The following is a 24300-nucleotide window of genomic DNA, read 5'->3' as shown; positions in this document are numbered from 1 at the left end:
ATCAGTTCTCCAGAACGTCGAGCAGTCCGAGGGGCAGCGGCACATCCATGACTTTATCGAACAGCAGATAAAGACCGATGGCCATCAGGCTGACGATCACCACGCTGGGTAACCAGCGGCCGCCATACAGGCGCGCCATGGGGATGCCGATCAGCATGCTGCTGAGGATGAAGCCCAGCGGTTCGAAAGTGCCGGCGAACACCAGCAACAGCACCACGCACACGCCGATCTTGATCAGGGTGTCGCGGTCGAGCGCAGGTTCTTCTTCGGTGTGTTTGGTCGGCTGCGGACGAAACAGCATGTAGATCAGCGCCAGGCTCATCAGCCCGAGCATCAGCAGCGGGAAGGCCCGAGGACCCACTGGTTCGTAGGAAAACGACGCCTGGTACGGCCAGGCCATCAGTGCCAGGCCGGCGCAGGCCAGTAGCAGAATGCCGGCGAAAATGCGTTGTAAGAGCATGTAGAACTCCTGGGCCACGCCCCTTGTTCAAAGGGCGTGGCCGCGCGACAGAGAGGCGATTACTGGATCAGGCCGAACTCTTTGGCCAGCACTTTGTAGTCAGCCACCTGTTTCTTCACGTAGGTGTCCAGCTCCGGGCCGGTCATGGCGAACGGGAACAGCTCGCGCTGGTCACGCAGCTTGGCGAACTCCTCGGAGGCCAGCAGTTTGTCGAACGCAGCTTTCCACCAGGCGTAGTCTTCGTCGCTGACTTTTGGCCCGAGGTAGAAACCGCGTACCACCGGCCAGACGATGTCGTAGCCTTGCTCTTTGGCGGTCGGAATATTCTTCATTTCCGGCTCGTCCAGGCGCTCTTCGGAGAACACCGCCAGCAGGCGCATGTCACCGCTCAGAATGTGCGGCATGGAGTCGGAGATGTCGGTACTGCCCACCTGGATGTGGCCGCCGAGCAGAGCGGTGGCGATTTCCCCGCCGCCTTCGAGGGCTACGTAACGCAGGTCGCGCGGGTTGATCCCGGCGGCCTTGGCGATCAGTGCGGTTTGCATCCAGTCCTGGCTACCGACGGTGCCGCCGGAACCGATCACCACTTTGCTCGGATCTTTCTTCAATGCCTGGACCAGATCGTCGAGGGTCTTGTAGGGTGAGTCGGCTTTCACCGCGATAGCCCCGTAGCTGGTGCCAACCGCCGCCAACCAACGCACGGCGCTCTCATCGAAGCGTCCGAACTTGCCCTGGGCCAGGTTCAACAGCGAACCGCTGGACCAGGCCACCAGGGTGCCGGCGTCTGCCGGGCGCTGGGCGACCACGGCGTTGTAGGCCACCGCGCCCACGCCGCCGGGCATGTAGGTCACACGCATTGGCTTGCTCAGCAGCTTCTCGTTGACCAGCGCGCTTTGCACCAGTTTGCAGGTCAGGTCAAAACCACCGCCGGGGGAGGCCGGGGCAATGCATTCCGGCCGCTTGGGTTCGTCGGCGGCCAGCAACTGGCCGGCGAACAGCATGCAGCCGGCGGCGAGGGCAAATTTACGCAGTGAAAGGGTCATGGTGATCTCCGTCTTTTTTGTTATGAGGGGCTACTACCAGAGTGCAACGCTGTAACTGACCAGCAAGCGCATTTCATCCGCATCACGGGCTGAATAGTTGGAGCGGTAGGTGGCGTTGCGCAGGCGCACGGCCACGTCCTTGAACGTGCCGGTTTGCACCACGTACTTGATCTCGCTGTTGCGTTCCCACTCCTTGCCGGTGTCGCCGTTCTTGAGCTTGATATTGTCACCTGACAGGTAACGGCTCATGAAACTCAGGCCAGGAATCCCAAGCTTGGCGAAGTCGAAGTCGTAGCGCGCCTGCCAGGAGCGCTCTTGCGCGCCGGCAAAGTCGTTGATCTGCACGAAGTTAACCAGGTACGGGTCGCTGCCATCCACGTACGGGAAAGCGCTGTCGCCAGACATGTGCTGGTAGCCGGCGCTGAGCTTATGGCCATTGAGGGCATAACTGAACAGGCCGTTGAGGGAGGTGTTGTCGATCTTGCCGCCACGGGCTGCGCCGGTGTCATCACTGATGGCCAGGCGCAGGTCGGTGCCGAAGGTGCCGGGGCCCATCGGGCGCGCGGCGACCAGGCCGAGGAAGTGCTGGCGGTAGACGTCATCGAGTTGGGCGAAGTGGTAGCTGCCGGTGATCTTGTCGGCAAACTTGTAGTCGACACCGCCAAAGTTGAAATGCTTGCCGGTGGCGCCACTGAGGAAGCGGCTGTTCTTGTTGTTGAGGGCGATGTCTTCGTAGTGGGTGTCATCGCGGTCCTTGGCCTTGTCGAGACGGCCACCGGTGAATACCAGGTTCTTGAATTCCTTGGAGGTCAGCAGGCCGCCGTTGAAGGTTTGCGGCAGGATGCGACCGTCGTTGGGCTTGAGGATCGGCAGTTCGGGGATCAGCGCACCGATCTTCAACTCGGTGGCGGAGACCTTCACTTTGCCGGTCAGGCCCAGCTTGGAATACTCGTTGGCGGCGCGGCCGTCGTCATGGGTGGGCAAAAGGCCGGTGCCGGTACGGTCGGGACTTGAGTCGAGCTTGACCCCGAGCATGCCCAGCGCATCCACGCCAAAACCGACCGTGCCGTCGGTGTAGCCTGATTGCAGGTTGAGCATGAAGCCCTGGGCCCATTCGTCGCGCTTGGATTGCTGCAAGCGGGTGCCGTCGCGGAAGTCGCGGTTGAAGTACATGTTGCGGGTTTCCAGGGTCGCGCTACTGTCTTCGAAGAAGGCAGCCTGGCTAATAAGCGGCGAAAAGCCGGCAAGGGCAGCGGCACTGGCAAGGGCGGTCTGGGTCAGGCGGGAAAAGCGAACAGGCGGGCAAGCCTGGGGCTGTGTCGACAGCATCGTGGTGCACTCCGTTATTGTTCTTATTTTGGCGAAAACGCTTCGAGGCGTTTTTCGGGTGCTACGTATCAGGTAGCTCGGCGGGCATGACCCACCGTGGCTGGATGCTAAAGGGCGAAGCTTTCACTAACCTTTCAGTGGCCTTTCAATGTTTTCGGGCTTCACAGCGCAGGCGGCGCCTGTAAACTCGCCGGCCAGCGGGTCAATAAAAAGCCGCGCCGACCACCCCTCATGAGGTAGAAATACATGCGTGTCCTCCTGGTTGAAGACCATTTGCAACTCGCCGAAAGTGTCGCCCAAGCGCTCAAGAGCACGGGTTTGACCGTCGACGTGCTGCACGATGGCGTGGCCGCGGACCTGGCCTTGAGCAGTGAGGAATACGCGGCGGTGATCCTCGACGTGGGGCTGCCGCGCATGGATGGTTTTGAGGTGCTGGCGCGCTTGCGGGCGCGTGGGAAAAATCTGCCGGTGCTGATGCTGACGGCGCGCAGTGATGTGAAAGACCGCGTGCATGGCCTGAACCTCGGCGCGGATGACTATCTCGCCAAGCCCTTTGAACTGACGGAGCTGGAGGCGCGGGTCAAGGCGCTGTTGCGCCGCAGCGTGTTGGGTGGCGAGCGCCAGCAGACCTGCGGCGTGCTGGTCTATGACCTCGACACTCGCCGCTTCACGGTAGGTGGCGAGTTGATGACCCTCACCTCCCGCGAGCAAGCGGTGCTTGAAGCCCTGATCGCGCGTCCTGGCCGGGTGATGAGCAAGGAGCAACTGGCCTCCCAGGTGTTCGGCCTGGATGAAGAAGCCAGCCCGGATGCCATCGAAATCTACGTGCACCGCCTGCGTAAGAAACTCGACGGCCAACCCATCGCCATCGTGACTTTCCGTGGCCTTGGCTACCTGCTGGAAGCCCGCGATGCATAAGCCCAGCAGCCTGCGCTGGCGCCTGCTGTGGAACCTGGCGCTGTTGCTGGTGCTGTTGATGCTCGCCAGCGGTATGAGCGCCTACTGGAATGGTCGCGAAGCCGCCGACACCGCCTACGACCGCACTTTGCTGGCCTCGGCGCGGACCATCGCCGCCGGCCTGACCCAGGTGGACGGCACGCTCAGTGCCAACGTGCCGTACGTGGCCCTGGACACCTTTGCCTACGACAGCGCGGGGCGCATTTATTACCAGGTCAACGACATCGATAAAAAGCTGATTTCCGGTTACGAAAACCTTCCCGGCCCACCGCCCGGCACGCCGCGTACCGATGACTATCCGGCCCTGGCGCGCTTCTATAACGCCAAGTATCAGGGGCAGGAGGTGAGGGTGGTGAGCCTGCTCAAGGCGGTCTCCGAGCCGAACATGAACGGCATGGCGGAAATTCGCGTGGCCGAAACCGATGAAGCACGGGTCAGTATGGCCCGCAGCCTGATGGCCGATACCCTGCTGCGCCTGGGCATGCTCGCCATCGGCGCATTGTTGCTGGTGTGGTTTGCCGTGAGTGCGGCGCTACGCCCGCTGGAGCGCCTGCGTACGGCGGTGGAAGAGCGCCAGCCCGACGATTTGCGCCCGTTGCCACTGGTGGAAGTGCAGCATGAATTCGGCCCGCTGGTACGCTCCCTCAACCACTTCACTGAAAGGCTTCGCGGCCAGTTCGAGCGCCAGGCGCAATTCATTGCCGACGCGGCCCACGAACTGCGCACCCCGCTTGCAGCGCTGAAGGCGCGTCTGGAACTGGGCCTGCGCAGCGACGCCCCGGCCACCTGGCGCAGCACTCTGGAAAGCGCCGCCCAAGGCACCGACCGCCTGACTCACCTGGCCAATCAATTGCTCTCCCTGGCGCGCATCGAAAATGGCGCCCGCGCCATTGCCGAAGGTGGCGCGCAGTTGCTGGACCTCAGCCAGTTGGCCCGCGAACTGGGTATGGCCATGGCGCCGTTGGCGCATGCGCGCGGCGTCGCGCTGGCCCTGGAGGCGGATGAACCGGTGTGGTTGCGCGGCGAACCGACGCTGCTCAATGAGCTGCTGAGCAATTTGGTGGACAACGCCCTCGCTCATACGCCGCCCGGTGGCAATGTGATCTTGCGGGTGACGGCACCGGCGGTATTGGAGGTGGAAGATGACGGGCCGGGTATTCCGCTGGATGAGCGGGACCGGGTGTTCGAGCGCTTCTACCGACGCAGCCAGCAAGGCATGGGGTCAGGCTTGGGCCTGGCGATTGTCGGCGAAATCTGTCGCGCACATTTGGCGCAGATCAGTCTGCATGATGGTGAACTGGCGGGGTTGAAGGTGCGGGTGAGTTTTATCGCCGGTTGATCAGTAGAACATCGACCGTGCTTCATCCAGCTCTGCGCGAAGGCTCTCGCTGTAGGGGTCAACCCGCAGTTTTTTGATTGCCGGCAAGGTGGAGGCAGGTACGTCTGCGAGGGGGTGATCGGTGCCGCGATGGCAATACAGCACTGCTACCTGGACGATGTCGATGTAATCGAGGCTGGCCGAGTCGCGCTCCAGGTCGAGGTATTGGCCGGGCAGTTTCGCCAGCATTTCCGGGAAGTCCCAGCCGCCCAGTAGCTTGTCCCCCAACAACGGGTGGATGCTGTCGATCACGTGGTTCAGGCTGACCGGGTCCGAGAGCAGTTCGTAATGGTCTTCGGCGTAGGTCAGGATCGGCAGCACGCCGATCTGGTGTACCAGGCCACCCAGTGCGGCCTGGTCCGGCTTGAGCTGGCTGTGATTGCGGCACAGCACATAACTCACGCCAGCCACTTCCAGGCTGCGGCGCCACACGTCACGCATTTTCTGGTCAACCACATCGGAGCGGGCGTGGAAGATCTGTTCCATCACCAGGCCGATAGCCAGATTGCTGCTGTAGTTGGTGCCCAGTCGGGTAATAGCAGTGTGCAGGTCGGTCACTTCCTGGGTCGCGCGCAACAGTGGGCTGTTGACCACTTTTATCAGGCGAGCGGAGAGGGCGGTGTCGCGACCGATCACTTTGCTCAAGTGGCTGATGCTGATTTCCGGGTCCTCGGCGGCCTGACGAATTTTCAGGGCCACTTCCGGTAATGTCGGCAGAACCAGGTCATCGTTATCGATGGCCGTCACTAAAGCCTGTTGGACTTTCTCCGCCAGCTTGTTCATTCATGCTCTCTAGGGTGTTGCAAAAAGGTACGGCGATCAGCGCTGGATCTCTCGATCACGGTCGAGCTGGTAGGGCAGGTCAAGCAGTTGCAAACCGGGGCCTTCCAGTGTGCCTACGTGCACATCGCCACTCTCGGCAGCTTCGGCTTGTAGTACTGCCAGAAGTTCAATCACTTGGTCAGCTTTTGCCGCCAGCACCACTTCGCCGATTGCGCTGTTGTGGCTGGGGGAAAACAGCGGGGTGCCTGGCTCGGGCAATTCAGCCGCAGTGAGGCTCAGGCGGTACAGGCGGCGCTTGAGTTTGCCCAGGTACTGCATGCGCGCGACGATTTCCTGGCCGGTGTAGCAGCCTTTCTTGAAGCTGACGCCGCCCACGGCCTGCAGGTTGAGCATCTGTGGGATGAACAGTTCGCGGGTCTGTGGCATGACCTGGCCGATACCGGCGCGGATCTGGCCCAGCAGCCAATCATTCAGCGGTGTTTCTTGAAGGTGCGCGGCCAATTGGCTGCGCACGGCGTCGGCGTGTTCGGCAGGCACCCAGAGCTCGGCACGGCCGGGGGAAACGCGAATCGCGATTACATTATCCGCACGCGCGACGCTGTCGGTCTCGGCCGGCAGCTCAAGGCCGAGACTGAGCAGGGTCGGGTCTGCATGCGCCAGGCCGAAACGCACCCAGGCAGCGCTTTCGTCGGTGAGTTTGGATTTGGAGAACACCGCGTACTTTTTCAGGTCCGCCAGCTGCGGTTCCAACAGCTCGGAGGCCATGGCCAGGAGCACACCATCGCCCTGCAACAGGATGCGGAAGCTCGACTGCATGCGCCCTTTTTGCGTGCAGCGCGCGCCGAGGCTGGCCTGGGTGTCGCTCAGGTAATTGAGGTTGCAGGTGAGCTGGCCCTGCAGGAATTTGGCAGCGTCGGAGCCGCGGACGGCGAGAACGCCTTCGTGGGACAGGGAGCAGAAGAAAGCAGAGTCAGCCATGGGTCATCGCAGGTCAAAAAGTCATGGGTGCATCATAGAGGGGCGCCCGCCAAATGGATAGTTTCCGTATGGGGCGACCAAAGCCGACTGTTCCGGTGCCGTCGGGCCTGTATACTTGCGCTCTATTTGAGGAGCGCTCCATGGTCGAAGATGTAGAACTCAATCGCCTCTATTGGCACAGCCGCCGCGGCATGCTTGAGCTGGATGTGTTGCTGGTGCCATTCGTCAAAGAGGTTTATTCAACCCTCAATAAGGTAGATCGCGACGTTTACGTCCGCCTGCTGGAGTGCGAAGACCAGGACATGTTCGGCTGGTTCATGGAACGCGCCGAATCGGAAGACCCGGAGCTGCAGCGCATGGTTCGGATGATTCTGGATCGTGTCCAGCCCAAGTAATACCTTCCAATGCCGCTGGCAGGCCTCACGGCTGTTGCTGGCGGCGTATCTGCTTGCCCAGCTGTTCGCGCTGGGTGCCCTGTTGGTGCTCGAGCTTCCTTTTGCTTTCCTCGGGTCGGTGGTGTGCCTGGCGCACGCTGCCTGGGTGTTGCCGCGCCATATCTTGCTGACTCACCGTTCGTCTATTCGTGGCCTGCGCCGCGATGAAGACGGCTGGCAATTGTTCAGCGCCGCGCGGGGCTGGCACAGCGTGCAGCTGCGTCCGGACAGCCTTGCGCTGCCGTTGATCGTGGTGCTGCGCTATCGCTTGCCAGGTGATGCTCTCGTTCGTTCGATCTGTGTGCCCAAGGATTCGCAGGCCGCCGATGTGCACCGGCGCCTGCGGGTTCGCCTTAAGTTCAGCCGCCGTAGGTGGTTGGCACCAGAATAGTGTCGCGGGCCTCGGGCAGCATCTGCGGGTAGTCGAGGGTGTAATGCAGACCTCGGCTTTCCTTGCGCTCCATGGCTGAGCGGATCATTAGTTCCGCCACCTGGGCCAGGTTGCGCAGTTCGATCAGGTCACGGCTGACTTTATAGTTGCTGTAGAACTCGTCAATTTCGTCCAGCAGCAGCCGCACCCGGTGTTGAGCGCGTTGCAGGCGTTTGTTGGTGCGCACAATCCCCACGTAGTCCCACATGAAGCGCCGCAGCTCGTCCCAGTTGTGGGCGATGATCACGTCTTCGTCCGAATCGGTGACCTGGCTCGCGTCCCAGCGGGGCAGGGCGGCGGGTACGGGGATGCGCGGCAGTTGTTCGAGGATGTCCGCGGCCGCCGAACGGGCGTAGACGAAGCATTCAAGCAGCGAGTTGCTGGCCATGCGGTTGGCGCCGTGCAGGCCGGTGAAGCTGGTTTCGCCGATCGCATACAGGCCGGGCACGTCGGTGCGGCCGTGCTGGTCGACCATCACGCCGCCACAGGTGTAGTGCGCGGCCGGCACCACTGGGATCGGGCCTTTGGTGATGTCGATGTTGAACGCCAGGCAGCGCTCGTAGACCGTGGGGAAGTGGGTCTTGATGAAGGCTTCGGGCTTGTGGCTGATGTCCAGGTAGACGCAATCGATGCCCAGGCGCTTCATTTCATGGTCGATGGCCCGGGCGACGATATCGCGCGGGGCCAGTTCGGCGCGCGGGTCGAAGCGCTGCATGAAGCGCTCGCCGTTTGGTAGTTTCAGGTGGGCGCCTTCACCGCGCAGCGCTTCGGTGATCAGGAAACTCTTGGCCTGCGGGTGATACAGGCAGGTGGGGTGGAACTGGTTGAATTCCAGGTTGGCCACCCGGCAGCCGGAGCGCCAGGCCATGGCGATGCCATCGCCGCAGGCGCCGTCGGGGTTGCTGGTATAGAGGTAGACCTTGGCCGCGCCGCCTGAGGCGAGAATCGTAAAGCGCGCGCCGTAGGTGTCGACTTCGCCGCTGCTGCGGTTGAGCACGTAGGCGCCGAGGCAGCGTTCGCCGGGCAGGCCCAAGCGTTTTTCGGTGATCAGGTCGACGGCAACCCGTTGCTCCAGCAATTCGATGTTGGGGCGTTGGCGTGCCTGTTCGAGCAGGGTCTTGAAGATCGCGGCACCGGTGGCGTCGGCGGCATGGATGATACGACGGTGGCTGTGGCCGCCTTCGCGGGTCAGGTGGAACTCGAATCCGCCGTCATCGCTGCCCGCGTGTTCGTCGCGGGTGAAAGGCACGCCCTGATCGATCAGCCACTGGATGGCCTCGCGACTGTGCTCGACGGTGAAACGTACAGCGTCTTCGTTGCACAGACCGCCGCCGGCGTTGAGGGTGTCTTCGACATGGGATTGCACCGTGTCGGTGTCGTCCAGCACGGCGGCTACGCCGCCTTGGGCCCAAAATGTCGAGCCATTGGCCAGGTCGCCCTTGCTCAGTACCGCAATGCGCAGGTGGCCGGGGAGGGTCAGTGCAAGGCTCAAGCCGGCCGCGCCGCTACCGATCACCAGGACATCGTGTTGAAACTGTTGGCTCATTGGAAGGATTCCGCAAAAAGCGATCCACGGAGTGGCGCGAACAGGACGCCTGGATCGGCGAATCAAAGGGTCACACGGGCCACTAGTATATAGAGGGGGGGACCGGCACAATAGCCGGGCATTCGTGGCAATGTGAGATTACGGTGCACGGCTGGGGTAAAATCGGCTGGTTATTGATGCGGGAACTTTTTGCATAAGCGTCCACTCAATAGCAGGTTGCCCGAAAGCTGGGAAAACGTTGAGTTTATTGGCCCGTCGGGAGCATTGGACGCGTCAGAAAACCGGCGACAAGATTATTCGCGCAGCCGGCATTGCCCGTGCTGCGTTTTTCGTGTGTGCCAAATCAGTGCATGCCGGAAACTTGCTTGGAGGGGGAGAACTTTTGCGAAAAGTCCGAGTCTATGTTTGCAAGCCTGATCGTTTAGTTATGCAAGCCTCCTTCAAGTACAACGAGGAGTGTTCATGCTAACCCAGGAAGAGGATCAGCAGCTGGTCGAGCGCGTACAACGCGGCGACAAGCGAGCTTTTGATCTGCTAGTGCTGAAATACCAGCACAAAATTCTCGGGTTGATCGTGCGGTTTGTGCACGACACCCATGAAGCGCAGGACGTTGCACAGGAAGCCTTTATAAAGGCATACCGTGCGCTTGGTAACTTTCGCGGTGATAGTGCGTTTTACACGTGGCTATACCGAATCGCCATCAACACGGCGAAGAACTATCTGGTGTCTCGCGGACGCCGCCCACCGGATAGTGATGTAAGTTCAGAAGATGCAGAATTTTATGATGGTGATCACGGCCTCAAAGATCTCGAGTCGCCGGAGCGTGCATTGCTGCGCGACGAGATCGAAGGAACCGTTCATCGCACAATTCAGCAACTGCCAGAAGATTTGCGTACGGCGTTAACTTTACGTGAATTCGATGGTCTGAGTTATGAAGACATTGCGAGCGTCATGCAGTGTCCGGTGGGGACTGTAAGGTCACGGATTTTCCGGGCCCGGGAAGCCATCGATAAAGCCTTGCAACCGTTGTTGCAGGAAAACTAAAGACAGCGGCGACAGCCAAGAGAGGAACCGCCATGAGTCGTGATGCCCTGCAGGAATCGCTGTCCGCAGTGATGGATAACGAAGCGGATGAACTGGAACTTCGTCGAGTGCTTAATGCATTTGATGATGCCGAAACCCGTGATACCTGGTCTCGTTACCAAGTCGCTCGGGCGGTGATGCACAAGGATCTTCTAATCCCTCGTCTGGATATTGCTGCGGCCGTTTCTGCTGCACTGGCTGATGAAGCCGTTCCGACAAAAGCTGCTCGTGGTCCATGGCGTAGCCTGGGTCGTCTGGCAGTGGCTGCTTCGGTGACCGTTGCAGTGTTGGCGGGTGTTCGTCTGTATAACCAGGACGAAATCGCTGGTGCCGAACTGGCCCAGCAGACTCAGCAACCGGTCATGGCTGGTCCGCAAGTCAAAGGCCCAGCCGTACTGGCCGGCTACAAGGAAAGCTCCGACAGCACCGGCCCGATGGCCAACGGCGTGCTTCAAGGGCAATCCGGCTGGCAAGATCAGCGTCTTCCAGGCTACCTGCGCCAACACGCACAGGAATCGGCCTTGAAAGGCACTGAAAGCGCTCTGCCATACGCTCGCGCTGCAAGCCTGGAAAACCGCTAAACCGCTAAGGGGCCCTATGCGCGCCATACCGCTCCTTACGCTTTTGCTCAGTGGTTGGTTTGCACTACCCGCCCATGCCGATGAAGCCCAAGACTGGCTGACCCGACTTGGGCGTGCAGAGCAGCAGCAAAGCTTTCAAGGTACGTTCGTCTACGAGCGTAATGGCAGTTTTTCTACCCATGATATCTGGCACCGTGTCCAGCATGGTCAGGTCCGTGAGCGGCTTTTACAGCTCGATGGCTCTGCCCAGGAAGTCGTGCGCGTAGATGGTCGTACTCAATGCGTCAGCGGCAATCTAGTCGCCGGCCTGGGTAATTCGCGTGATGCACCGTCACGTGCGCTTGATCCGCAAAAACTCACTCAATTCTACGAACTCGCCCTCATCGGCAAATCTCGCGTGGCCGGTCGTAATGCGGTCATTGTGTCGATTACGCCGCGTGACCAATACCGCTATGGTTTTGAGTTGCACCTGGACCGTGAGACCGCGTTGCCCCTTAAGTCCCTGCTACTTAACGATCAGGGACAGTTGCTGGAACGCTTCCAGTTCACGCGATTGAACACCTCACTGGCTCTTGATGATCGCGATTTACAGCCGAGCAGCGAATGCACGCCCATCGAGGTCGCCAACGTCAAGGCGCCGCAAGTGCAGGCTACCGAGGATTGGCACCTGGAATGGTTGCCGCCCGGTTTCCAGCTGACCAATCGCAGCGCACGCAAAGACACCCAGACCAAGGCAACTGTCGACAGCTTGATGTATGAGGATGGGCTGGCACGTTTTTCGGTGTTTCTTGAGCCAATCAGCGACGCAAGCGTGACGGAAACGCGTACTCAATTAGGCCCAACGGTTGCCGTGTCTCGCCGCCTTAACACCGTGGATGGCGAAATGATGGTGACGGTTGTCGGCGAAATACCCATCGGCACTGCCGAACGCATCGCGCTGTCGGTGCGCGGCGAAAAAAAGCCAGTCGCCAAGCCGTGAACCGTTAATCCTATGTTCATCCTGACCTTTCAATCTAAGTTCATGCCAGGTTGGCTGCCGAGAGCATGAAATGTCTGGATCAGTATTTTCACTTGCAAAAATCCCCCATGTTTTTTATAGGTCAGGGCTTGTCGGCTCTGGCCTTGTTTTGTTCGCGGAACAAAAACGTCGGTCGCAGCTTTCGGCGTTTCTTGAACCCTGTCGCTCAACCCTGCTCGTCGTAACGGGAGCTGTATGTCGATACCACGTTTGAAGTCTTACCTATCCATAGTTGCCACAGTATTTGTGCTGGGTCAGGCCGTGACCGCGCAAGCGGCCGAGCTGCCTGACTTCACCCAATTGGTTGAGCAAGCTTCGCCTGCCGTGGTGAACATCAGTACCACGCAAAAGCTGCCGGATCGCAAAGTCTCCAATCAGCAGATGCCCGATCTTGAAGGCCTGCCGCCGATGCTGCGTGAGTTCTTCGAGCGTGGCATGCCGCAACCGCGTGCCCCTCGTGGCGGCGGCGGTGGCCAGCGTGAAGCGCAGTCCCTGGGCTCGGGCTTCATCATCTCGCCGGACGGCTACATTCTCACCAACAACCACGTGATTGCCGACGCTGACGAGATTCTCGTACGCCTGGCCGATCGCAGTGAGCTGAAAGCCAAGTTGGTGGGCACCGACCCACGCTCCGACGTGGCCCTGCTGAAAATTGAAGGCAAGGACCTGCCGGTACTGAAACTGGGTAAATCCCAGGACCTGAAGGCCGGGCAATGGGTAGTAGCGATCGGTTCGCCGTTCGGCTTTGACCATACCGTCACCCAGGGCATTGTCAGCGCCATTGGCCGCAGCCTGCCAAACGAAAACTACGTGCCGTTCATCCAGACCGACGTGCCGATCAATCCGGGCAACTCCGGTGGTCCGCTGTTCAACCTGGCGGGCGAAGTGGTGGGGATCAACTCGCAGATCTACACCCGCTCCGGTGGTTTCATGGGGGTGTCGTTCGCCATCCCAATCGACGTGGCCATGGATGTATCCAACCAGCTGAAAAATGGTGGCAAGGTCAGTCGTGGCTGGTTGGGCGTGGTAATCCAGGAAGTGAACAAGGACCTGGCTGAATCCTTCGGTCTCGACAAGCCGGCCGGTGCCCTGGTCGCGCAAATCCAGGACGACGGTCCGGCTGCCAAAGGCGGCTTGCAAGTCGGCGACGTGATCCTGAGCATGAACGGCCAGCCGATCGTTATGTCTGCCGACCTTCCACACCTGGTAGGCGCACTCAAGGCGGGCACTAAGGCCAAGCTGGAAGTGATTCGTGAGGGCAAGCGCCAGAACGTTGAACTGACCGTTGGCGCCATCCCTGAAGAAGGCGCGACTCTGGATGCCCTTGGTAACAGCAAGCCGGGTGCTGAGCGCAGTAGCAATCGCCTGGGCATTGCTGTTTCCGAGCTGACGGAGGAGCAGAAGAAGAGCTTCGACCTCAAAAGCGGTGTAGTGATCAAGGAAGTGCAGGACGGTCCTGCAGCCCTGATCGGCCTGCAACCGGGTGACGTGATCACCCACCTGAACAATCAGGCGATCGACAACACGAAGCAGTTCACCGACATCGCCAAGGCGTTGCCGAAGAACCGCTCTGTGTCGATGCGCGTATTGCGTCAGGGCCGTGCCAGCTTCATTACCTTCAAGCTGGCTGAGTAATCCGCTAGTCCCAAAAAAAAGCCCCGCCATCGGTCAACGATGGCGGGGCTTTTTTGTGGGCGATGGATTCAGCTCATCATTCCTTTTACCAAGCGTTCCTGTTCGATCAGTTCACGCTGGCGTGCATCGATACGTGACGACAGCGGGAAGTTGCTGCCCGCCCGGCGCTTGGCGAAGTCCAGTTGTTGAATGGCCTGCTGGAAGTCGCCCACCAGTGCAAAGTACTCGGCGCGAGCCTGATGCAGGCCGATGATGTTGCCGGACAAGCCACGCGTCTCGGCGACCTGATACCACACGTCCGGATCGTCCGGGCGGGACTTGAGCAGGCTATCCAGCGCTTTCTCCGCATCGGCGGTGCGATTCTGTTTGAGCAGCAGGTCTACTCGTATCTGGTTCAGAGGGTAGTTGCCCGGATATTGGGTCAGCATCCGATCAGTACGTTGCTGAGCATCGGGCAGGTGGTTGTTGTCGATGTCCAGTTGGATCAACGCCAGGTTGTAGGTGATGTCATTGGGCGCTTTCGCCAGCAGCGACGCCAGGTTTTCCCGTGCCTGTTTGAACTGAGAGCCTTTGATCTGCGCAATGGCCAAGCCATAGCGCGCCACATCGCTTTTCGGATTCTCGTCCAGTTGCGCCTGGAAGCGCTTGGCGGCGAGGCCTGAGGTGTCCTCATATTGCAGCTGTACCCGTGCGCGAATCAGTTGGTAGCGCAGGCTGTCTTCCTTGCCGCCAGGCTTGGCCTGCTCGGCACGGTTGCGGGTGTCAGCGATTCGTGACTCGGTCACCGGGTGCGTCAGCAGGAATTCCGGCGGCTTGGCGTCGAAGCGGTATTGGCGCCCCAGACGTTCGAACATGGCTGGCATGGAGCGCGGGTCATAACCGGCCTTCTCCAGGTTGAGGATGCCGATGCGGTCTGCCTCTTGTTCATTCTGGCGTGAGAAGCGCCGTTGTTCCTGGATCGCAGCGGCCTGGGTGCCGGCAATCGCCGCAATACCGGCATCGCCTGCACCCGCTGCGGCAGCGATGATGCCGCCGAGCAGGGCGGCCATCATCGGGAGTTGCATGCGTTGCTGCGCTTCCACGCCTCGGGCGAAGTGGCGTTGAGACAAGTGAGCCAGTTCGTGAGCCAGCACCGAGGCGTATTCACCTTCGGTCTGCGCATTCAGGAACAGGCCGCCGTTGACCCCGACAATCCCGCCTGGAGCGGCAAAGGCATTGAGTTGCGGGCTGTTGATCAGGATAAATTCCAGGCGACGGTCATTGACCTGGCTGGTCTCCACCAGCTTGTACACGCTGGTTTCGACGTAATCCTTGAGCTGTGGATCGTTGAGCTGCGAGACCTGCCCACGCAGGTAAGCCAGCCACGCACGGCCCAGTTGGTATTCCTGCTGTGGCGAGACAATGGCAGAACTGGCGTCGCCAAGTGACGGCAGGTCGTCGGCGAAGCCTGGGGAGGCCAGCAGGCAAGCCAGCGTCAGCAGGGTAGGGCGCAAAAAAGTCATGCACAGAGCCTTTCGACAAAGAGCTTACTGTAGCCGGACACTGAGCTTCGGACCAGATATTCTAAGCAGCCCAGACGCATGCCCGGAGTAAAACCATGACCGACGCTGTAGCCTTTGATGCCGAACTCGATACCAGCGGCCTCAATTGCCCGTTGCCCTTGCTCAAGGCCAAGCTGGAACTCAATTTATTGGCCAGCGGTGCAGTGCTCAAGGTGATCGCCACGGACGCAGGCTCCCAGCGCGATTTCCGCACTTTTGCCAAATTGGCCGGCCACACCCTGTTGCATGAAGACGCCGCTGCCGGTGTTTACCGTTACTGGTTGCGCAAGGCCTGAGCCGTTTGCCCCCCCCACCCGAGGTTGATTGATGTTCAAAGTGTTACGAGACTGGATTCAGCGCTACTTCTCCGATGAAGAAGCCGTGGTGCTGGCCGTCCTGCTGTTCCTGGCCTTTACGGCCGTACTCACCTTGGGTGGCATGCTGGCGCCGGTGTTGGCGGGGATGGTGCTGGCCTACCTGATGCAGGGCCTGGTCACCACCCTGGAACGTCTGCGCTTGCCGGGTGGGGCGGCGGTGGGGCTGGTATTTGCCTTGTTCATGGGGCTGTTGATGGTATTCATCGTGGTGGTGGTGCCGTTGCTGTGGCACCAATTGATCACCCTGTTCAACGAGTTGCCCGGCATGCTCGCCAAATGGCAGTCGCTGTTGCTGCTGTTGCCGGAGCGCTACCCGCACCTGGTGTCGGACGAGCAGGTGTTGCAGGCCATCGAAGTGGCTCGCGGCGAGATCGGAAAGTTCGGGCAATGGGCCCTGACCTTTTCCCTGTCCAGCCTGCCGCTGCTGGTCAACATCATGATCTACCTGGTGCTCGTGCCGATCCTGGTGTTCTTCTTCCTCAAGGACCGCGCGATGATCGGCCGCTGGGTGCGCGGTTATCTGCCGCGCGAACGGGCGCTGATTACGCGAGTGGCCGAGGAGATGAACCGGCAGATCGCCAACTACATTCGCGGCAAGGTCATCGAGATCATTATTTGTGGGGGCGTTACCTACATCGCCTTCATCGCTCTGGACCTGAACTACGCGGCCCTGCTGGCATTGCTGGTCGGTATTTCAGTGGTAGTGCCGTACGTCGGCGCTGTGGTAGTGACGGTACCGGTCACGTTGATCGCCTTGTTCCAGTGGGGCTGGAGCGACCAGTTCATCTACCTGATGGCGGTCTACGGGATTATCCAGACCCTGGATGGCAACGTGCTGGTGCCGCTGCTGTTTTCGGAAGCAGTCAACCTGCACCCGGTCGCGATTATCTGCGCGGTGTTGTTGTTCGGCGGGTTATGGGGATTTTGGGGGGTGTTCTTCGCGATACCCCTGGCGACGCTGTTCAAGGCCGTGCTGGATGCGTGGCCGCGGCAGGAACCAATAGTGGCACCTTTGTTGTAACGGCAGCGCGAACTGTGGCGAGGGAGGTCCCACTACCTCTTCGACGTAGCGCTGTCGCGCAGCAAACTGGGACCTCTGTGGCGAGCGGGCTTGTCCCGCGTTGGGGTGCGAAGCGCCCCTGATGAAGACGAATGCGGTGTATCGGGCACTCCTCTGCGCCTGGTTTTGGGGCTGCTGCGCAGCCCAACGCGGGACAAGCCCGCTCGCCACAAGAATGCGGTCGCCTGAAATTGTTTATGCAAGACTCAAGACTTTAGGGTGTGAAATTTTAACCCTTTAAAATCAGTAATTGATAAGAGGGGGCAATGTCGAATCGTCGCACCGCCCCTCCCACAAGGGTTTGGTGTGAAACAGAGAAAAACTTGTCAGCCCGCCACCCGCACCACCCCCATGTCGATCCCCAGATGCACCAACTCGGCATGGGAACTCACCTGCAACTTACTCTTGAGCAAGGTCAGGTGGTTGGACACGGTCTTGCTGCTGATGCTCAGTTGTTCGGCGATCAAGCGCGCCGGGGTGCCCTTGGCCAGCATCAGGAAAATTTCCAGCTCACGCGGGGTCATGCCCTTCAAACGTTGATCGCGGGGCGTATAAGCCAGTTCGGTGGCCAGGGCCTGCTCGATATAGGCATGGCCGTCGAGGATGCGCCGCACCGCTTCGATCAACACCTCGGGCGCCGAGCTTTTGGTCAGGTAGCCCGAGGCCCCGGCCTCCAGGGCCTGGCGCACCAGCGGCAACTCGTCATGCATGCTGAAAAACAGCACGCGCAGTTGCGGCAGGCGCTGGCGCAGACGGCGGGTGGTCTCCAGGCCGCTGATGCCCGGCAGGCCGAAGTCCATGATCACCAGGTGCGGCACCGCTTCCTGCACCCGGCTCAGCGCTTCTTCGCCACTGGCCGCCTCGCGCACTTCGATGGCCGGCAACAGCGCGCGTAACAGGCTGGCATAGCCCTGGCGCACCACGGCATGGTCGTCCACCAACAGAATATTCATAACGCCTCCAATGGCATGTTCAACGCCAGCGCCCAACCGGCGCCGGGGTGGCTGAGGATTTTCAGTTCGCCGCCCAGGCAACGCGCCCGTTCAAACATCGAATACAGGCCCACTCCGGGGCGCTGAGGCGTTTGCGCACCGCGCCCGTTATCACGCACCCACAGGCGCAGGCGCGAGCCGCGATGTTGCAGGCGCACGCGCACTTGGCTGGCGTCGGCATGGCGCACGATGTTGGTCAGGGCTTCCTGGAGCAAGCGATACAGGTGGGTTTTGCTGGCACCGGGCAGCGCCGGTAAATCCGCGCTGACGCGCAGTTGGCAGTCAATGCCGTGGCTGGCCTGCCACTGCGTCACCAGCATGGCGAACGCCTCAGCCACCGGCAGGTGTTGCAGGGCCACCGGATAGAGGTCGTGGACTAACGCGCGAAAGCCTTGCTGCAAGTGCTCGCAGTGATCTTCCAACTGCCCCACCGTGCGCGCCAACAGGTGCGGCTGGTCGGTGACCAGGCGCAGCAGGAACGCCTGGGCGCGAATGCCGGCCAGGTACTGGCCGAGGTCATCGTGCAGGGTCTGGGCCAAGTGATTGCGCTCCTGCTCCTGCACGGCCATCAGGGTTTGGGTCAGTTGGGTGTTATCGGTGCGCGCCTGCTCCAGAGCGTGGGTCATGCGGTTGAAATGCAGCGCCAGTTGCCGCGCTTCCGGCGAGCCTTCGCTGCGCAGGCGCACGTTGAGCTGGCCGGCGCACACCTGTTGCAGGGCGCGCAGCAGTTCATCGAGTACGCCCATGCCACGGCGCACGGCCCAGCGGATGGTCAACAAACTCAGCGCCAGGGCCAGGGCGCACAGGCCCAACAGTTGTTGCAGGGAGTCCCAGACTTCATCGATTTCGTCGCGGGGGTCGACCGCGATGGAGACGCGCCGCCCATCCGGCAGGTCCAGCACCTGGGCACTGCGCCGTGCCTCGGCAAACAGCAGGCGGCCAAGCCAGGCGTCCAGGCCTTCCGGCACCGGGGCTTGCAAGGTCTCGCCGGGCGCCAGCCAGTGCACGCGCACATGGCGCAGGCTGGCGGTAAGGCCGGGTTGCAGGCTGGCGGGGTCGCGCTCGGCGGTTTCGCTCAGGTAATGCACTACCGCTTCGGCCGATTGCAGCTCGCGCTCTACATCCGCCAGGGCCTGGTGCAGCAACAGGGCGGTGCAGGCGCAGGTGACCAGGGTGAAGAAGCCGCACACCCACAGGTTGATTCGCCACAGGGCCGACATGCCTAGCGCGCCACGCTGGCGGGCACGCTCAACGCTGGACGTGGCGCGTGGAGTTTGTCGACGCCGATCAGGCTGACGATCAGCAGGAACGGCAGGAGCAGCGCCTTGAGGATTTGCATGATCGTTCATCTCCCGAGTGGTCGCGGTGCGCGGTGAGTGATTGTGCAGATCCATGCTAAGACCGCGCCGTGCGCACGGGGCTACTACCTTGGTACTGGCTCAGCGGTACTTTCTGCATATTTGCAGCGGGCCTGAGGCTTCCTATGCTGGCGCTACCTGTCATGGAGTGCCTTATGCGCCAGCTCGCCCCCTACGCCGTGATCTACCTGCTGGCGATTGCTTGCGCCGCCGGGGTGACCACCGCCAGCCACGCCGCCGAGGCGCCGTTGGCGGTGCAGATCGGCTACCTGGGCTATCGGCCTGACCCAGGGCCGCTGCTGTCCAATGTGATTCCCGAGCCGGCCGATGCCGGGCAGCGCGGCGCCGAGCTGGCGATCATCGACAGCAACAGCACCGGGGCCTTTCTCAACCAGCGCTACAGCCTGGCCACGGCCACGGTGGACACGCCCGAGGCGCTGCTGGCCGCCGCCCAGGCCCAGCACGCCCAAGGCCTGCGCCTGTTCGTGGTGAACGCTCCCGCCGCCAGCCTGCGCCAACTCAGCGCGGCCCTGCCCGACAGCCTGCTGTTCAACGCCGGCAGCCCCGATGACAGCCTGCGCAGCACCGACTGCCTGGGCAACGTGCTGCATACGTTGCCCAGCCGGGCGATGCTCGCCGATGCGCTGGCGCAGTTCCTGGTGGTGCGCAAATGGCAGAAGGCGCTGCTGATCGTCGGCCCCACCGAGGATGACCAGGCCTACGCCGCCGCCCTGCGCCGCGCCGCCAAGCGCTTCGGCGTGCAACTGGTGGCGGAGAAAGCCTGGCGCTTCGATAACGATCAACGCCGCAGCGCCCAGGCGGATATGCCGCTGTTCACCCAGACCGCCGAATACGACGTGGTGCTGGTGGCCGACGAGCGCGGCGACTTCGGCGAGTACGTGCCCTACCAGACCTGGTACCCGCGCCCCGTCGCCGGCACCCAGGGCCTGACGCCCACCGGCTGGCACAAAACCGTCGAGACCTACGGCGCCGCCCAACTGCAAAAACGCTTTGAGGCCCTGGCCGGGCGCTGGATGAACGACCGCGACTTCGCCGCCTGGATGGCCGTGCGCAGCATCGCCAGTGCAGTGAGCAAGCTGCGCCAGGCCGACCCCATGGCCATCCGCCAACTGGCAATCAGCGAGCAACTGCCCCTGGACGGTTTCAAGGGCCGCAAGCTCAGCTACCGCCCGTGGAACGGCGAACTGCGCCAACCGATCCCCCTCGTGCAACCCCGCGCCCTGGTCAGCACGTCGCCCCAGGAGGGTTTTCTGCACCCCTTCAACGAAATGGACAGCCTGGGCTATGACAAGCCCGAGGTGACCTGCCGCTTTCCCTGATCGCCCACAATAATAAGGAATCCGCCATGCGCCGCACCCTGCTCTCATGCGCCCTGCTGCTTGCCGCCGGGCACGCTGCGGCCAGCACCGCTTGGGTCTCCAACGAGAAAGACAACAGCCTGAGCCTGATCGACATGCAGACCCTGCAAGTCACCGACACGCTCAAGGTCGGCCAGCGCCCACGGGGCCTGCTGCTGTCCCACGACAACACGCTGCTGTACATCTGCGCCAGCGATTCGGACCGGGTACAGGTGATGGACGTGGCCACCCGCAGGATCATCAAGGAACTGCCCTCCGGCAAAGACCCCGAGCAGTTCGCCCTGCACCCCAATAACCGCTGGCTGTATGTGTCCAATGAAGACGATGCGCTGGTCACGGTGATCGACACCGAGACCTCCAAGGTGCTCGGCCAGATCAACGTCGGCGTGGAGCCCGAAGGCATGGCCGTGAGCCCGGACGGCAAGTGGGCGGTGAACACCAGCGAGACCACCAACATGCTGCACTGGATCGACACCAGCACCCAGACCCTGGCCGACAGCACCCTGGTGGACCAGCGCCCGCGCTTTGTCGAGTTCAACCACGATGGCTCGCAGCTATGGGCTTCGGCGGAAATCGGCGGCACCGTGACCGTTCTCGACGTCGCCAGCCGCACGATCCTCAAGACCCTGACCTTCAAGATCAAGGGCGTGCACCCGGACAAGGTGCAGCCGGTGGGAATCAAACTCAGCGCCGACGGCAAATATGGTTTTGTCGCCCTGGGCCCGGCCAACCATGTGGCGGTGATCGACGCCAAGACCTTCGAGGTGCTCGACTACCTGTTGGTGGGACGCCGCGTGTGGCAGATGGCATTTACCCCGGACGAGAAGCAGTTGCTGGCCACCAATGGCGTGAGCGGCGATGTGTCGGTGATTGATGTGGACAGCCTCAAGGTCATCAAGTCGGTGAAAGTCGGGCGTTATCCGTGGGGCGTGGTGGTCACGCCATGAACGCCCTGGAGGTGCACGACCTGAGCTTCGCCTATGGTGCGCGCCAGGCGTTGAGCGCAGTGAGTTTCAGCCTGGCGCCGGGGCGTTTTGCCGCGTTGCTGGGCCCCAACGGGGCCGGCAAATCCACGTTGATCGCCCTGCTCACGCGGCTGTACGACCTGCAAACCGGCGACATCCGCGTGGGCGACCATTCCCTGCGCGATGCGCCGCGCGCAGCCCTCAAACAGCTGGGTGTGGTGTTCCAGCAGAGCACCCTGGACCTGGACTTGAGCGTGGAACAGAACCTGCGCTACCAAGCCGCGCTGCATGGTTTGTCGCGCCGCCAGACCGACTTGCGCGTAGAGGCCGAACTGGCGCGCCAATCCCTCACCGAACGCCGTCGCGAAAAAGTTCGCGAACTCAACGGCGGGCACCGGCGCCGCGTGGAAATCGCCCGGGCCTTGCTGCATGAACCGCGCTTGCTGCTGCTGGATGAGGCCAGCGTCGGCCTCGACCCCGCCAGCCGCCTGGCGCTGAACCAGCATGTGCGCAGCCTGTGCCTGGACCAAGGCATTAGCGTGCTGTGGACCACTCACCTGCTCGATGAAGTGCAGGCCGACGATGCATTGATGATTCTGCATCAGGGCCGCTTGGTGGCCAGTGGGCAAGTCGATGCGCTGATCCAGGCACAAGGCGGCGACCTGGGCAGCGTCTTCGCTCGCCTGACCCGTCCCACCGCAACGGGAGCGGCGGCATGAACGCTTACTGGCAATGCTTGCGCGGCATCGTGCTGCGCGAGTGGCTGCGCTTTGTGTTACAGCGCACGCGGTTTCTCAGCGCCCTGGTGCGTCCATTGTTGTGGCTGCTGGTGTTTGCCGCCGGTTTCCGCGCGGCCTTGGGCATCTCGGTGATCGAACCCTACGACACCTACATCCCCTACGAGGTCTACATCATTCCGGGCCTGGCCTGCATGATCCTGCTGTTCAACGGCATGCAGGGTTCGCTGTCAATGGTTTACGACCGCGAGATGGGCAGCATGCGCGTACTGCTGACCAGCCCACTGCCACGCACGTTTTTGCTGTGCAGCAAGTTGCTGGCCACCGCGTTGATTTCGCTGCTGCAGGTGTACGGGTTCCTGGCGATTGCCTGGGTGTACGGCGTGCAACCGCCGGCCATGGGGCTGTTGATCGCACTGCCCGCGTTGCTGCTGGTGGCCTTGATGTTGAGCGCCCTGGGCCTGTTGCTGTCGAACGCGATTCGGCAACTGGAGAACTTTGCCGGGGTGATGAACTTCGTGATTTTCCCGCTGTTTTTCATGTCGTCGGCGCTGTACCCGTTGTGGAAGATGCGCGACTCCAGCGAGTGGCTGTACTGGTTGTGCGCAATCAACCCCTTCACCCACGCCGTGGAGCTGGTGCGCTTCGCCCTCTATGAACGCTTCGCCGGCCTGGCCCTGGCGGTGTGCCTGGGCCTGACAGTGCTGTTCGCGCTGTTGGCGGTGCTCACCTTCAACCCCCAGCATGCGGCGGTGCGCAAAAAAGGCTGACGGCCGGCAAAACTACTACTTTAGTACTGGTTTTCCTGTCTATCGTCGCATTCCCAAAGGCTCGGGACTCACGTGTAATGGGCACATAACGATAAGGATTGCCCTGCCATGCTGCCTGCCCGACTGCCCTTGCTGGCACTGCTGTGCCTGTTCGCTGCCAACGTACAGGCCGAGACCCCATTATTTTCCGCCGACGGTTATCGCATCAGCCTGTACCGCAGCCCCACGCCCGATCACGTACAGGGCGCGACGATCATTGACACCCCTGCCCTGCAAACCCTGCTGACCCAAACCCCGACACCGGTGCTGATCGATGTGTATCGCCGCCAATGGTTGCAAGGCCGCTTCATCGAAGACCAGCCCCACGCCAACCTGCCCGGCAGCCGTTGGCTGGCCAATACCGGCGACGGCGACCTCACGCCGGAGTGGCAAAGCTATTTCGTGCGCCATTTGTATGCCTACAGTGGCGGCAACCTCGCGCGCCCCTTGGTCTTCTACTGCCGCTCCGATTGCTGGCTGAGTTGGAACGCGGTAAAACGTGCCGCTAACCTGGGCTATACCTCTGTGTACTGGTATCGCGACGGTCTGGATGCATGGGAAGCGGCGAAGCTGCCGGTGACGGCGGCCCAGCCCGAGCCATTTCAATAATCACAATAAGAAAGGTGAACGGCCATGTACAAAATCCTGATTGCCGATGATCACCCGCTGTTTCGCGAAGCGATCCATAACGTCATCAGCGACGGTTTCCCCGGCAGCGACGTGATGGAAACCGCCGACCTGGACAGCGCCCTGGCGCTGACCCGGGAACACGACGACCTCGACCTGATCCTGCTCGACCTGAACATGCCCGGCATGCACGGCCTCAACGGCCTGATCAACCTGCGCAACGAATCCCCGACCATCCCGGTGGTGATCGTCTCCGCCGAGCAGGACAAGCAGATCGTGCTGCAAGCCATCACCTACGGCGCCGTGGGTTTTATCACTAAGTCGTCGCCGCGCCTGCAAATGACCGAGGCGATCCAGCAGATTCTCAACGGCAATGTGTACCTGCCGCCGGACATCATCCGCACCCAGAAGCCCGGCATGCACAGGCGCCTGAACGAAAACCCAGGCTTCGCCCCCGAGCTGCTGCAGGCCCTGACGCGCAAGCAGTTGCTGGTACTGGAACGCATGACCAAGGGCGAGTCGAACAAGCAGATTGCGTACACGCTGGAAATTGCCGAGACCACGGTGAAGGCCCATGTGTCGGCGATCTTGCGCAAGTTGAATGTGCATAACCGGGTGCAGGCGATTTTGAGTGCCGGGGATATCGACTTCGGCTCGTACCTGCGCCGCTGATCTTCCTGACACAACACCGGTCAAAGGTGGGAGGGGGCTTGCTCCCGATAGCGGTGGGTCAGTCGACATCTACTTGACTTCACACCGCTATCGGGAGCAAGCCCCCTCCCACAGTTTGATCTCCATTT

Annotated in this window: 25 protein-coding genes; 16 read left to right on the top strand and 9 right to left on the bottom strand. The window is 61.5% G+C overall.

What is annotated here, in order from left to right:
- Position 1: 1 nt before the first annotated feature.
- The 3 genes from ACR52_RS01200 to ACR52_RS01190 are packed head-to-tail and all read right to left on the bottom strand — an operon-like array spanning position 2 to position 2832.
- Positions 2 to 460 (bottom strand): tripartite tricarboxylate transporter TctB family protein, encoded by a 459-nt coding sequence (locus ACR52_RS01200; protein ID WP_048719588.1) that lies wholly within the window; start codon positions 458 to 460, stop codon positions 2 to 4.
- A 59-nt stretch (positions 461 to 519) separates the two neighbouring features.
- Entirely contained in the window at positions 520 to 1509 is a 990-nt protein-coding gene (locus ACR52_RS01195; protein WP_161799283.1) for a Bug family tripartite tricarboxylate transporter substrate binding protein, read from the bottom strand.
- A 27-nt stretch (positions 1510 to 1536) separates the two neighbouring features.
- Complete coding sequence (locus ACR52_RS01190) at positions 1537 to 2832, bottom strand: OprD family porin (RefSeq protein WP_048719585.1); 1296 nt, start codon at positions 2830 to 2832, stop codon at positions 1537 to 1539.
- A 246-nt stretch (positions 2833 to 3078) separates the two neighbouring features.
- Between ACR52_RS01190 and ACR52_RS01185 the strand changes: the two genes are divergently transcribed.
- A complete protein-coding gene (locus ACR52_RS01185; protein ID WP_048719583.1) occupies positions 3079 to 3750 on the top strand; it encodes a response regulator in 672 nt (223 codons plus the stop codon).
- On the top strand, positions 3743 to 5128 hold the full coding sequence (locus ACR52_RS01180) for a sensor histidine kinase (protein WP_048719581.1): 1386 nt from the start codon (positions 3743 to 3745) through the stop codon (positions 5126 to 5128). Before ACR52_RS01185 ends, ACR52_RS01180 begins: the two co-directional genes overlap by 8 nt.
- Here ACR52_RS01180 and ACR52_RS01175 read toward each other — a convergent pair whose 3' ends face one another.
- Both ACR52_RS01175 and ygfZ read right to left on the bottom strand, forming a co-directional pair.
- The gene (locus tag ACR52_RS01175; RefSeq protein WP_048719578.1) at positions 5129 to 5950 is read right to left on the bottom strand and encodes an HDOD domain-containing protein; all 822 of its coding nucleotides are present in this window, start codon (positions 5948 to 5950) and stop codon (positions 5129 to 5131) included.
- 36 nt (positions 5951 to 5986) lie between these two features.
- Positions 5987 to 6928 carry a CAF17-like 4Fe-4S cluster assembly/insertion protein YgfZ gene (gene ygfZ, locus ACR52_RS01170; protein ID WP_048719576.1) on the bottom strand — a complete coding sequence of 314 codons (942 nt, stop codon included), beginning with the start codon at positions 6926 to 6928 and terminating at the stop codon, positions 5987 to 5989.
- 140 nt (positions 6929 to 7068) lie between these two features.
- On the opposite strand from ygfZ, the gene ACR52_RS01165 reads away from it, so the two are divergent.
- Together ACR52_RS01165 and ACR52_RS01160 are read left to right on the top strand one after the other, a co-directional pair.
- Positions 7069 to 7323, top strand: coding sequence for an FAD assembly factor SdhE (locus ACR52_RS01165; protein ID WP_048719573.1), 255 nt, complete (start codon positions 7069 to 7071; stop codon positions 7321 to 7323).
- Positions 7307 to 7753 (top strand): protein YgfX, encoded by a 447-nt coding sequence (locus ACR52_RS01160; protein ID WP_048719571.1) that lies wholly within the window; start codon positions 7307 to 7309, stop codon positions 7751 to 7753. The genes ACR52_RS01165 and ACR52_RS01160 overlap by 17 nt, the downstream gene beginning before the upstream one ends.
- Here ACR52_RS01160 and nadB read toward each other — a convergent pair.
- Positions 7722 to 9338 (bottom strand): L-aspartate oxidase, encoded by a 1617-nt coding sequence (gene nadB, locus ACR52_RS01155; protein WP_048719569.1) that lies wholly within the window; start codon positions 9336 to 9338, stop codon positions 7722 to 7724. The two genes, ACR52_RS01160 and nadB, sit on opposite strands and share 32 nt — an antisense overlap.
- 462 nt (positions 9339 to 9800) lie before the next feature.
- Between nadB and rpoE the strand changes: the two genes are divergently transcribed.
- The 4 genes from rpoE (at position 9801) to ACR52_RS01135 (ending at position 13655) form a co-directional block, all read left to right on the top strand.
- Complete coding sequence (gene rpoE / locus ACR52_RS01150) at positions 9801 to 10382, top strand: RNA polymerase sigma factor RpoE (protein WP_003172477.1); 582 nt, start codon at positions 9801 to 9803, stop codon at positions 10380 to 10382.
- Between the two features lie 32 nt (positions 10383 to 10414).
- A complete protein-coding gene (locus ACR52_RS01145; RefSeq protein WP_048719537.1) occupies positions 10415 to 11002 on the top strand; it encodes a sigma-E factor negative regulatory protein in 588 nt (195 codons plus the stop codon).
- 16 nt (positions 11003 to 11018) lie between these two features.
- Complete coding sequence (locus ACR52_RS01140) at positions 11019 to 11981, top strand: MucB/RseB C-terminal domain-containing protein (protein WP_048719535.1); 963 nt, start codon at positions 11019 to 11021, stop codon at positions 11979 to 11981.
- A gap of 234 nt (positions 11982 to 12215) precedes the next feature.
- Entirely contained in the window at positions 12216 to 13655 is a 1440-nt protein-coding gene (locus ACR52_RS01135; protein WP_048719533.1) for a DegQ family serine endoprotease, read from the top strand.
- Between the two features lie 68 nt (positions 13656 to 13723).
- On the opposite strand, the gene ACR52_RS01130 is transcribed toward ACR52_RS01135, so the two are convergent.
- On the bottom strand, positions 13724 to 15157 hold the full coding sequence (locus ACR52_RS01130; RefSeq protein WP_048719531.1) for a M48 family metalloprotease: 1434 nt from the start codon (positions 15155 to 15157) through the stop codon (positions 13724 to 13726).
- 95 nt (positions 15158 to 15252) lie between these two features.
- Between ACR52_RS01130 and ACR52_RS01125 the strand changes: the two genes are divergently transcribed.
- Together ACR52_RS01125 and ACR52_RS01120 are read left to right on the top strand one after the other, a co-directional pair.
- Positions 15253 to 15492 carry a sulfurtransferase TusA family protein gene (locus ACR52_RS01125; RefSeq protein ID WP_048719529.1) on the top strand — a complete coding sequence of 80 codons (240 nt, stop codon included), beginning with the start codon at positions 15253 to 15255 and terminating at the stop codon, positions 15490 to 15492.
- Positions 15493 to 15523: 31 nt separating this feature from the next.
- Positions 15524 to 16594, top strand: a complete 1071-nt coding sequence (locus ACR52_RS01120; RefSeq protein WP_048719527.1) for an AI-2E family transporter — start codon at positions 15524 to 15526, stop codon at positions 16592 to 16594.
- Between the two features lie 365 nt (positions 16595 to 16959).
- On the opposite strand, the gene ACR52_RS01115 is transcribed toward ACR52_RS01120, so the two are convergent.
- Together ACR52_RS01115 and ACR52_RS01110 are read right to left on the bottom strand one after the other, a co-directional pair.
- On the bottom strand, positions 16960 to 17586 hold the full coding sequence (locus ACR52_RS01115; RefSeq protein WP_048719526.1) for a response regulator transcription factor: 627 nt from the start codon (positions 17584 to 17586) through the stop codon (positions 16960 to 16962).
- Entirely contained in the window at positions 17583 to 18845 is a 1263-nt protein-coding gene (locus ACR52_RS01110; RefSeq protein ID WP_048719524.1) for a sensor histidine kinase, read from the bottom strand. The genes ACR52_RS01115 and ACR52_RS01110 overlap by 4 nt, the downstream gene beginning before the upstream one ends.
- Before the next feature lie 293 nt (positions 18846 to 19138).
- On the opposite strand from ACR52_RS01110, the gene ACR52_RS01105 reads away from it, so the two are divergent.
- The 6 genes from ACR52_RS01105 to ACR52_RS01080 all read left to right on the top strand — a co-directional run bounded on the left by ACR52_RS01105 (position 19139) and on the right by ACR52_RS01080 (position 24172).
- Positions 19139 to 20323 carry an ABC transporter substrate-binding protein gene (locus tag ACR52_RS01105; protein WP_048719522.1) on the top strand — a complete coding sequence of 395 codons (1185 nt, stop codon included), beginning with the start codon at positions 19139 to 19141 and terminating at the stop codon, positions 20321 to 20323.
- Between the two features lie 26 nt (positions 20324 to 20349).
- Positions 20350 to 21309: a YVTN family beta-propeller repeat protein gene (locus ACR52_RS01100; RefSeq protein ID WP_048719520.1), complete on the top strand. Its 960-nt coding sequence runs from the start codon at positions 20350 to 20352 to the stop codon at positions 21307 to 21309.
- Positions 21306 to 22046: an ABC transporter ATP-binding protein gene (locus ACR52_RS01095; RefSeq protein WP_048719519.1), complete on the top strand. Its 741-nt coding sequence runs from the start codon at positions 21306 to 21308 to the stop codon at positions 22044 to 22046. The genes ACR52_RS01100 and ACR52_RS01095 overlap by 4 nt, the downstream gene beginning before the upstream one ends.
- The gene (locus ACR52_RS01090) at positions 22043 to 22834 is read left to right on the top strand and encodes an ABC transporter permease (RefSeq protein WP_048719517.1); all 792 of its coding nucleotides are present in this window, start codon (positions 22043 to 22045) and stop codon (positions 22832 to 22834) included. Before ACR52_RS01095 ends, ACR52_RS01090 begins: the two co-directional genes overlap by 4 nt.
- A 108-nt stretch (positions 22835 to 22942) precedes the next feature.
- The gene (locus tag ACR52_RS01085) at positions 22943 to 23482 is read left to right on the top strand and encodes a PQQ-dependent catabolism-associated CXXCW motif protein (RefSeq protein WP_048719515.1); all 540 of its coding nucleotides are present in this window, start codon (positions 22943 to 22945) and stop codon (positions 23480 to 23482) included.
- Between the two features lie 24 nt (positions 23483 to 23506).
- Positions 23507 to 24172, top strand: coding sequence for a response regulator transcription factor (locus tag ACR52_RS01080; protein ID WP_048719513.1), 666 nt, complete (start codon positions 23507 to 23509; stop codon positions 24170 to 24172).
- Positions 24173 to 24300 lie beyond the last annotated feature (128 nt).

Source organism: Pseudomonas fildesensis (assembly GCF_001050345.1).
GTDB lineage: Bacteria > Pseudomonadota > Gammaproteobacteria > Pseudomonadales > Pseudomonadaceae > Aquipseudomonas > Aquipseudomonas fildesensis.
This window is presented reverse-complemented; position numbering and strand designations above follow the sequence as displayed.

Excerpts from the sequence above, each read along its gene's own strand:
- ygfZ (WP_048719576.1), bottom strand. The coding sequence starts at position 6,928 with ATGGCTGACTCTGCTTTCTTCTGCTCCCTGTCCCACGAAGGCGTTCTC.
- ACR52_RS01135 (WP_048719533.1), top strand. The coding sequence starts at position 12,216 with ATGTCGATACCACGTTTGAAGTCTTACCTATCCATAGTTGCCACAGTA.
- ACR52_RS01080 (WP_048719513.1), top strand. The coding sequence starts at position 23,507 with ATGTACAAAATCCTGATTGCCGATGATCACCCGCTGTTTCGCGAAGCG.
- ACR52_RS01190 (WP_048719585.1), bottom strand. The coding sequence starts at position 2,832 with ATGCTGTCGACACAGCCCCAGGCTTGCCCGCCTGTTCGCTTTTCCCGC.
- nadB (WP_048719569.1), bottom strand. The coding sequence starts at position 9,338 with ATGAGCCAACAGTTTCAACACGATGTCCTGGTGATCGGTAGCGGCGCG.
- ACR52_RS01185 (WP_048719583.1), top strand. The coding sequence starts at position 3,079 with ATGCGTGTCCTCCTGGTTGAAGACCATTTGCAACTCGCCGAAAGTGTC.
- ACR52_RS01165 (WP_048719573.1), top strand. The coding sequence starts at position 7,069 with ATGGTCGAAGATGTAGAACTCAATCGCCTCTATTGGCACAGCCGCCGC.
- ACR52_RS01175 (WP_048719578.1), bottom strand. The coding sequence starts at position 5,950 with ATGAACAAGCTGGCGGAGAAAGTCCAACAGGCTTTAGTGACGGCCATC.
- ACR52_RS01100 (WP_048719520.1), top strand. The coding sequence starts at position 20,350 with ATGCGCCGCACCCTGCTCTCATGCGCCCTGCTGCTTGCCGCCGGGCAC.
- ACR52_RS01125 (WP_048719529.1), top strand. The coding sequence starts at position 15,253 with ATGACCGACGCTGTAGCCTTTGATGCCGAACTCGATACCAGCGGCCTC.
- ACR52_RS01115 (WP_048719526.1), bottom strand. The coding sequence starts at position 17,586 with ATGAATATTCTGTTGGTGGACGACCATGCCGTGGTGCGCCAGGGCTAT.
- ACR52_RS01085 (WP_048719515.1), top strand. The coding sequence starts at position 22,943 with ATGCTGCCTGCCCGACTGCCCTTGCTGGCACTGCTGTGCCTGTTCGCT.
- ACR52_RS01140 (WP_048719535.1), top strand. The coding sequence starts at position 11,019 with ATGCGCGCCATACCGCTCCTTACGCTTTTGCTCAGTGGTTGGTTTGCA.
- ACR52_RS01130 (WP_048719531.1), bottom strand. The coding sequence starts at position 15,157 with ATGACTTTTTTGCGCCCTACCCTGCTGACGCTGGCTTGCCTGCTGGCC.
- ACR52_RS01200 (WP_048719588.1), bottom strand. The coding sequence starts at position 460 with ATGCTCTTACAACGCATTTTCGCCGGCATTCTGCTACTGGCCTGCGCC.
- ACR52_RS01180 (WP_048719581.1), top strand. The coding sequence starts at position 3,743 with ATGCATAAGCCCAGCAGCCTGCGCTGGCGCCTGCTGTGGAACCTGGCG.
- ACR52_RS01110 (WP_048719524.1), bottom strand. The coding sequence starts at position 18,845 with ATGTCGGCCCTGTGGCGAATCAACCTGTGGGTGTGCGGCTTCTTCACC.
- ACR52_RS01095 (WP_048719519.1), top strand. The coding sequence starts at position 21,306 with ATGAACGCCCTGGAGGTGCACGACCTGAGCTTCGCCTATGGTGCGCGC.
- ACR52_RS01145 (WP_048719537.1), top strand. The coding sequence starts at position 10,415 with ATGAGTCGTGATGCCCTGCAGGAATCGCTGTCCGCAGTGATGGATAAC.
- rpoE (WP_003172477.1), top strand. The coding sequence starts at position 9,801 with ATGCTAACCCAGGAAGAGGATCAGCAGCTGGTCGAGCGCGTACAACGC.
- ACR52_RS01090 (WP_048719517.1), top strand. The coding sequence starts at position 22,043 with ATGAACGCTTACTGGCAATGCTTGCGCGGCATCGTGCTGCGCGAGTGG.
- ACR52_RS01120 (WP_048719527.1), top strand. The coding sequence starts at position 15,524 with ATGTTCAAAGTGTTACGAGACTGGATTCAGCGCTACTTCTCCGATGAA.
- ACR52_RS01105 (WP_048719522.1), top strand. The coding sequence starts at position 19,139 with ATGCGCCAGCTCGCCCCCTACGCCGTGATCTACCTGCTGGCGATTGCT.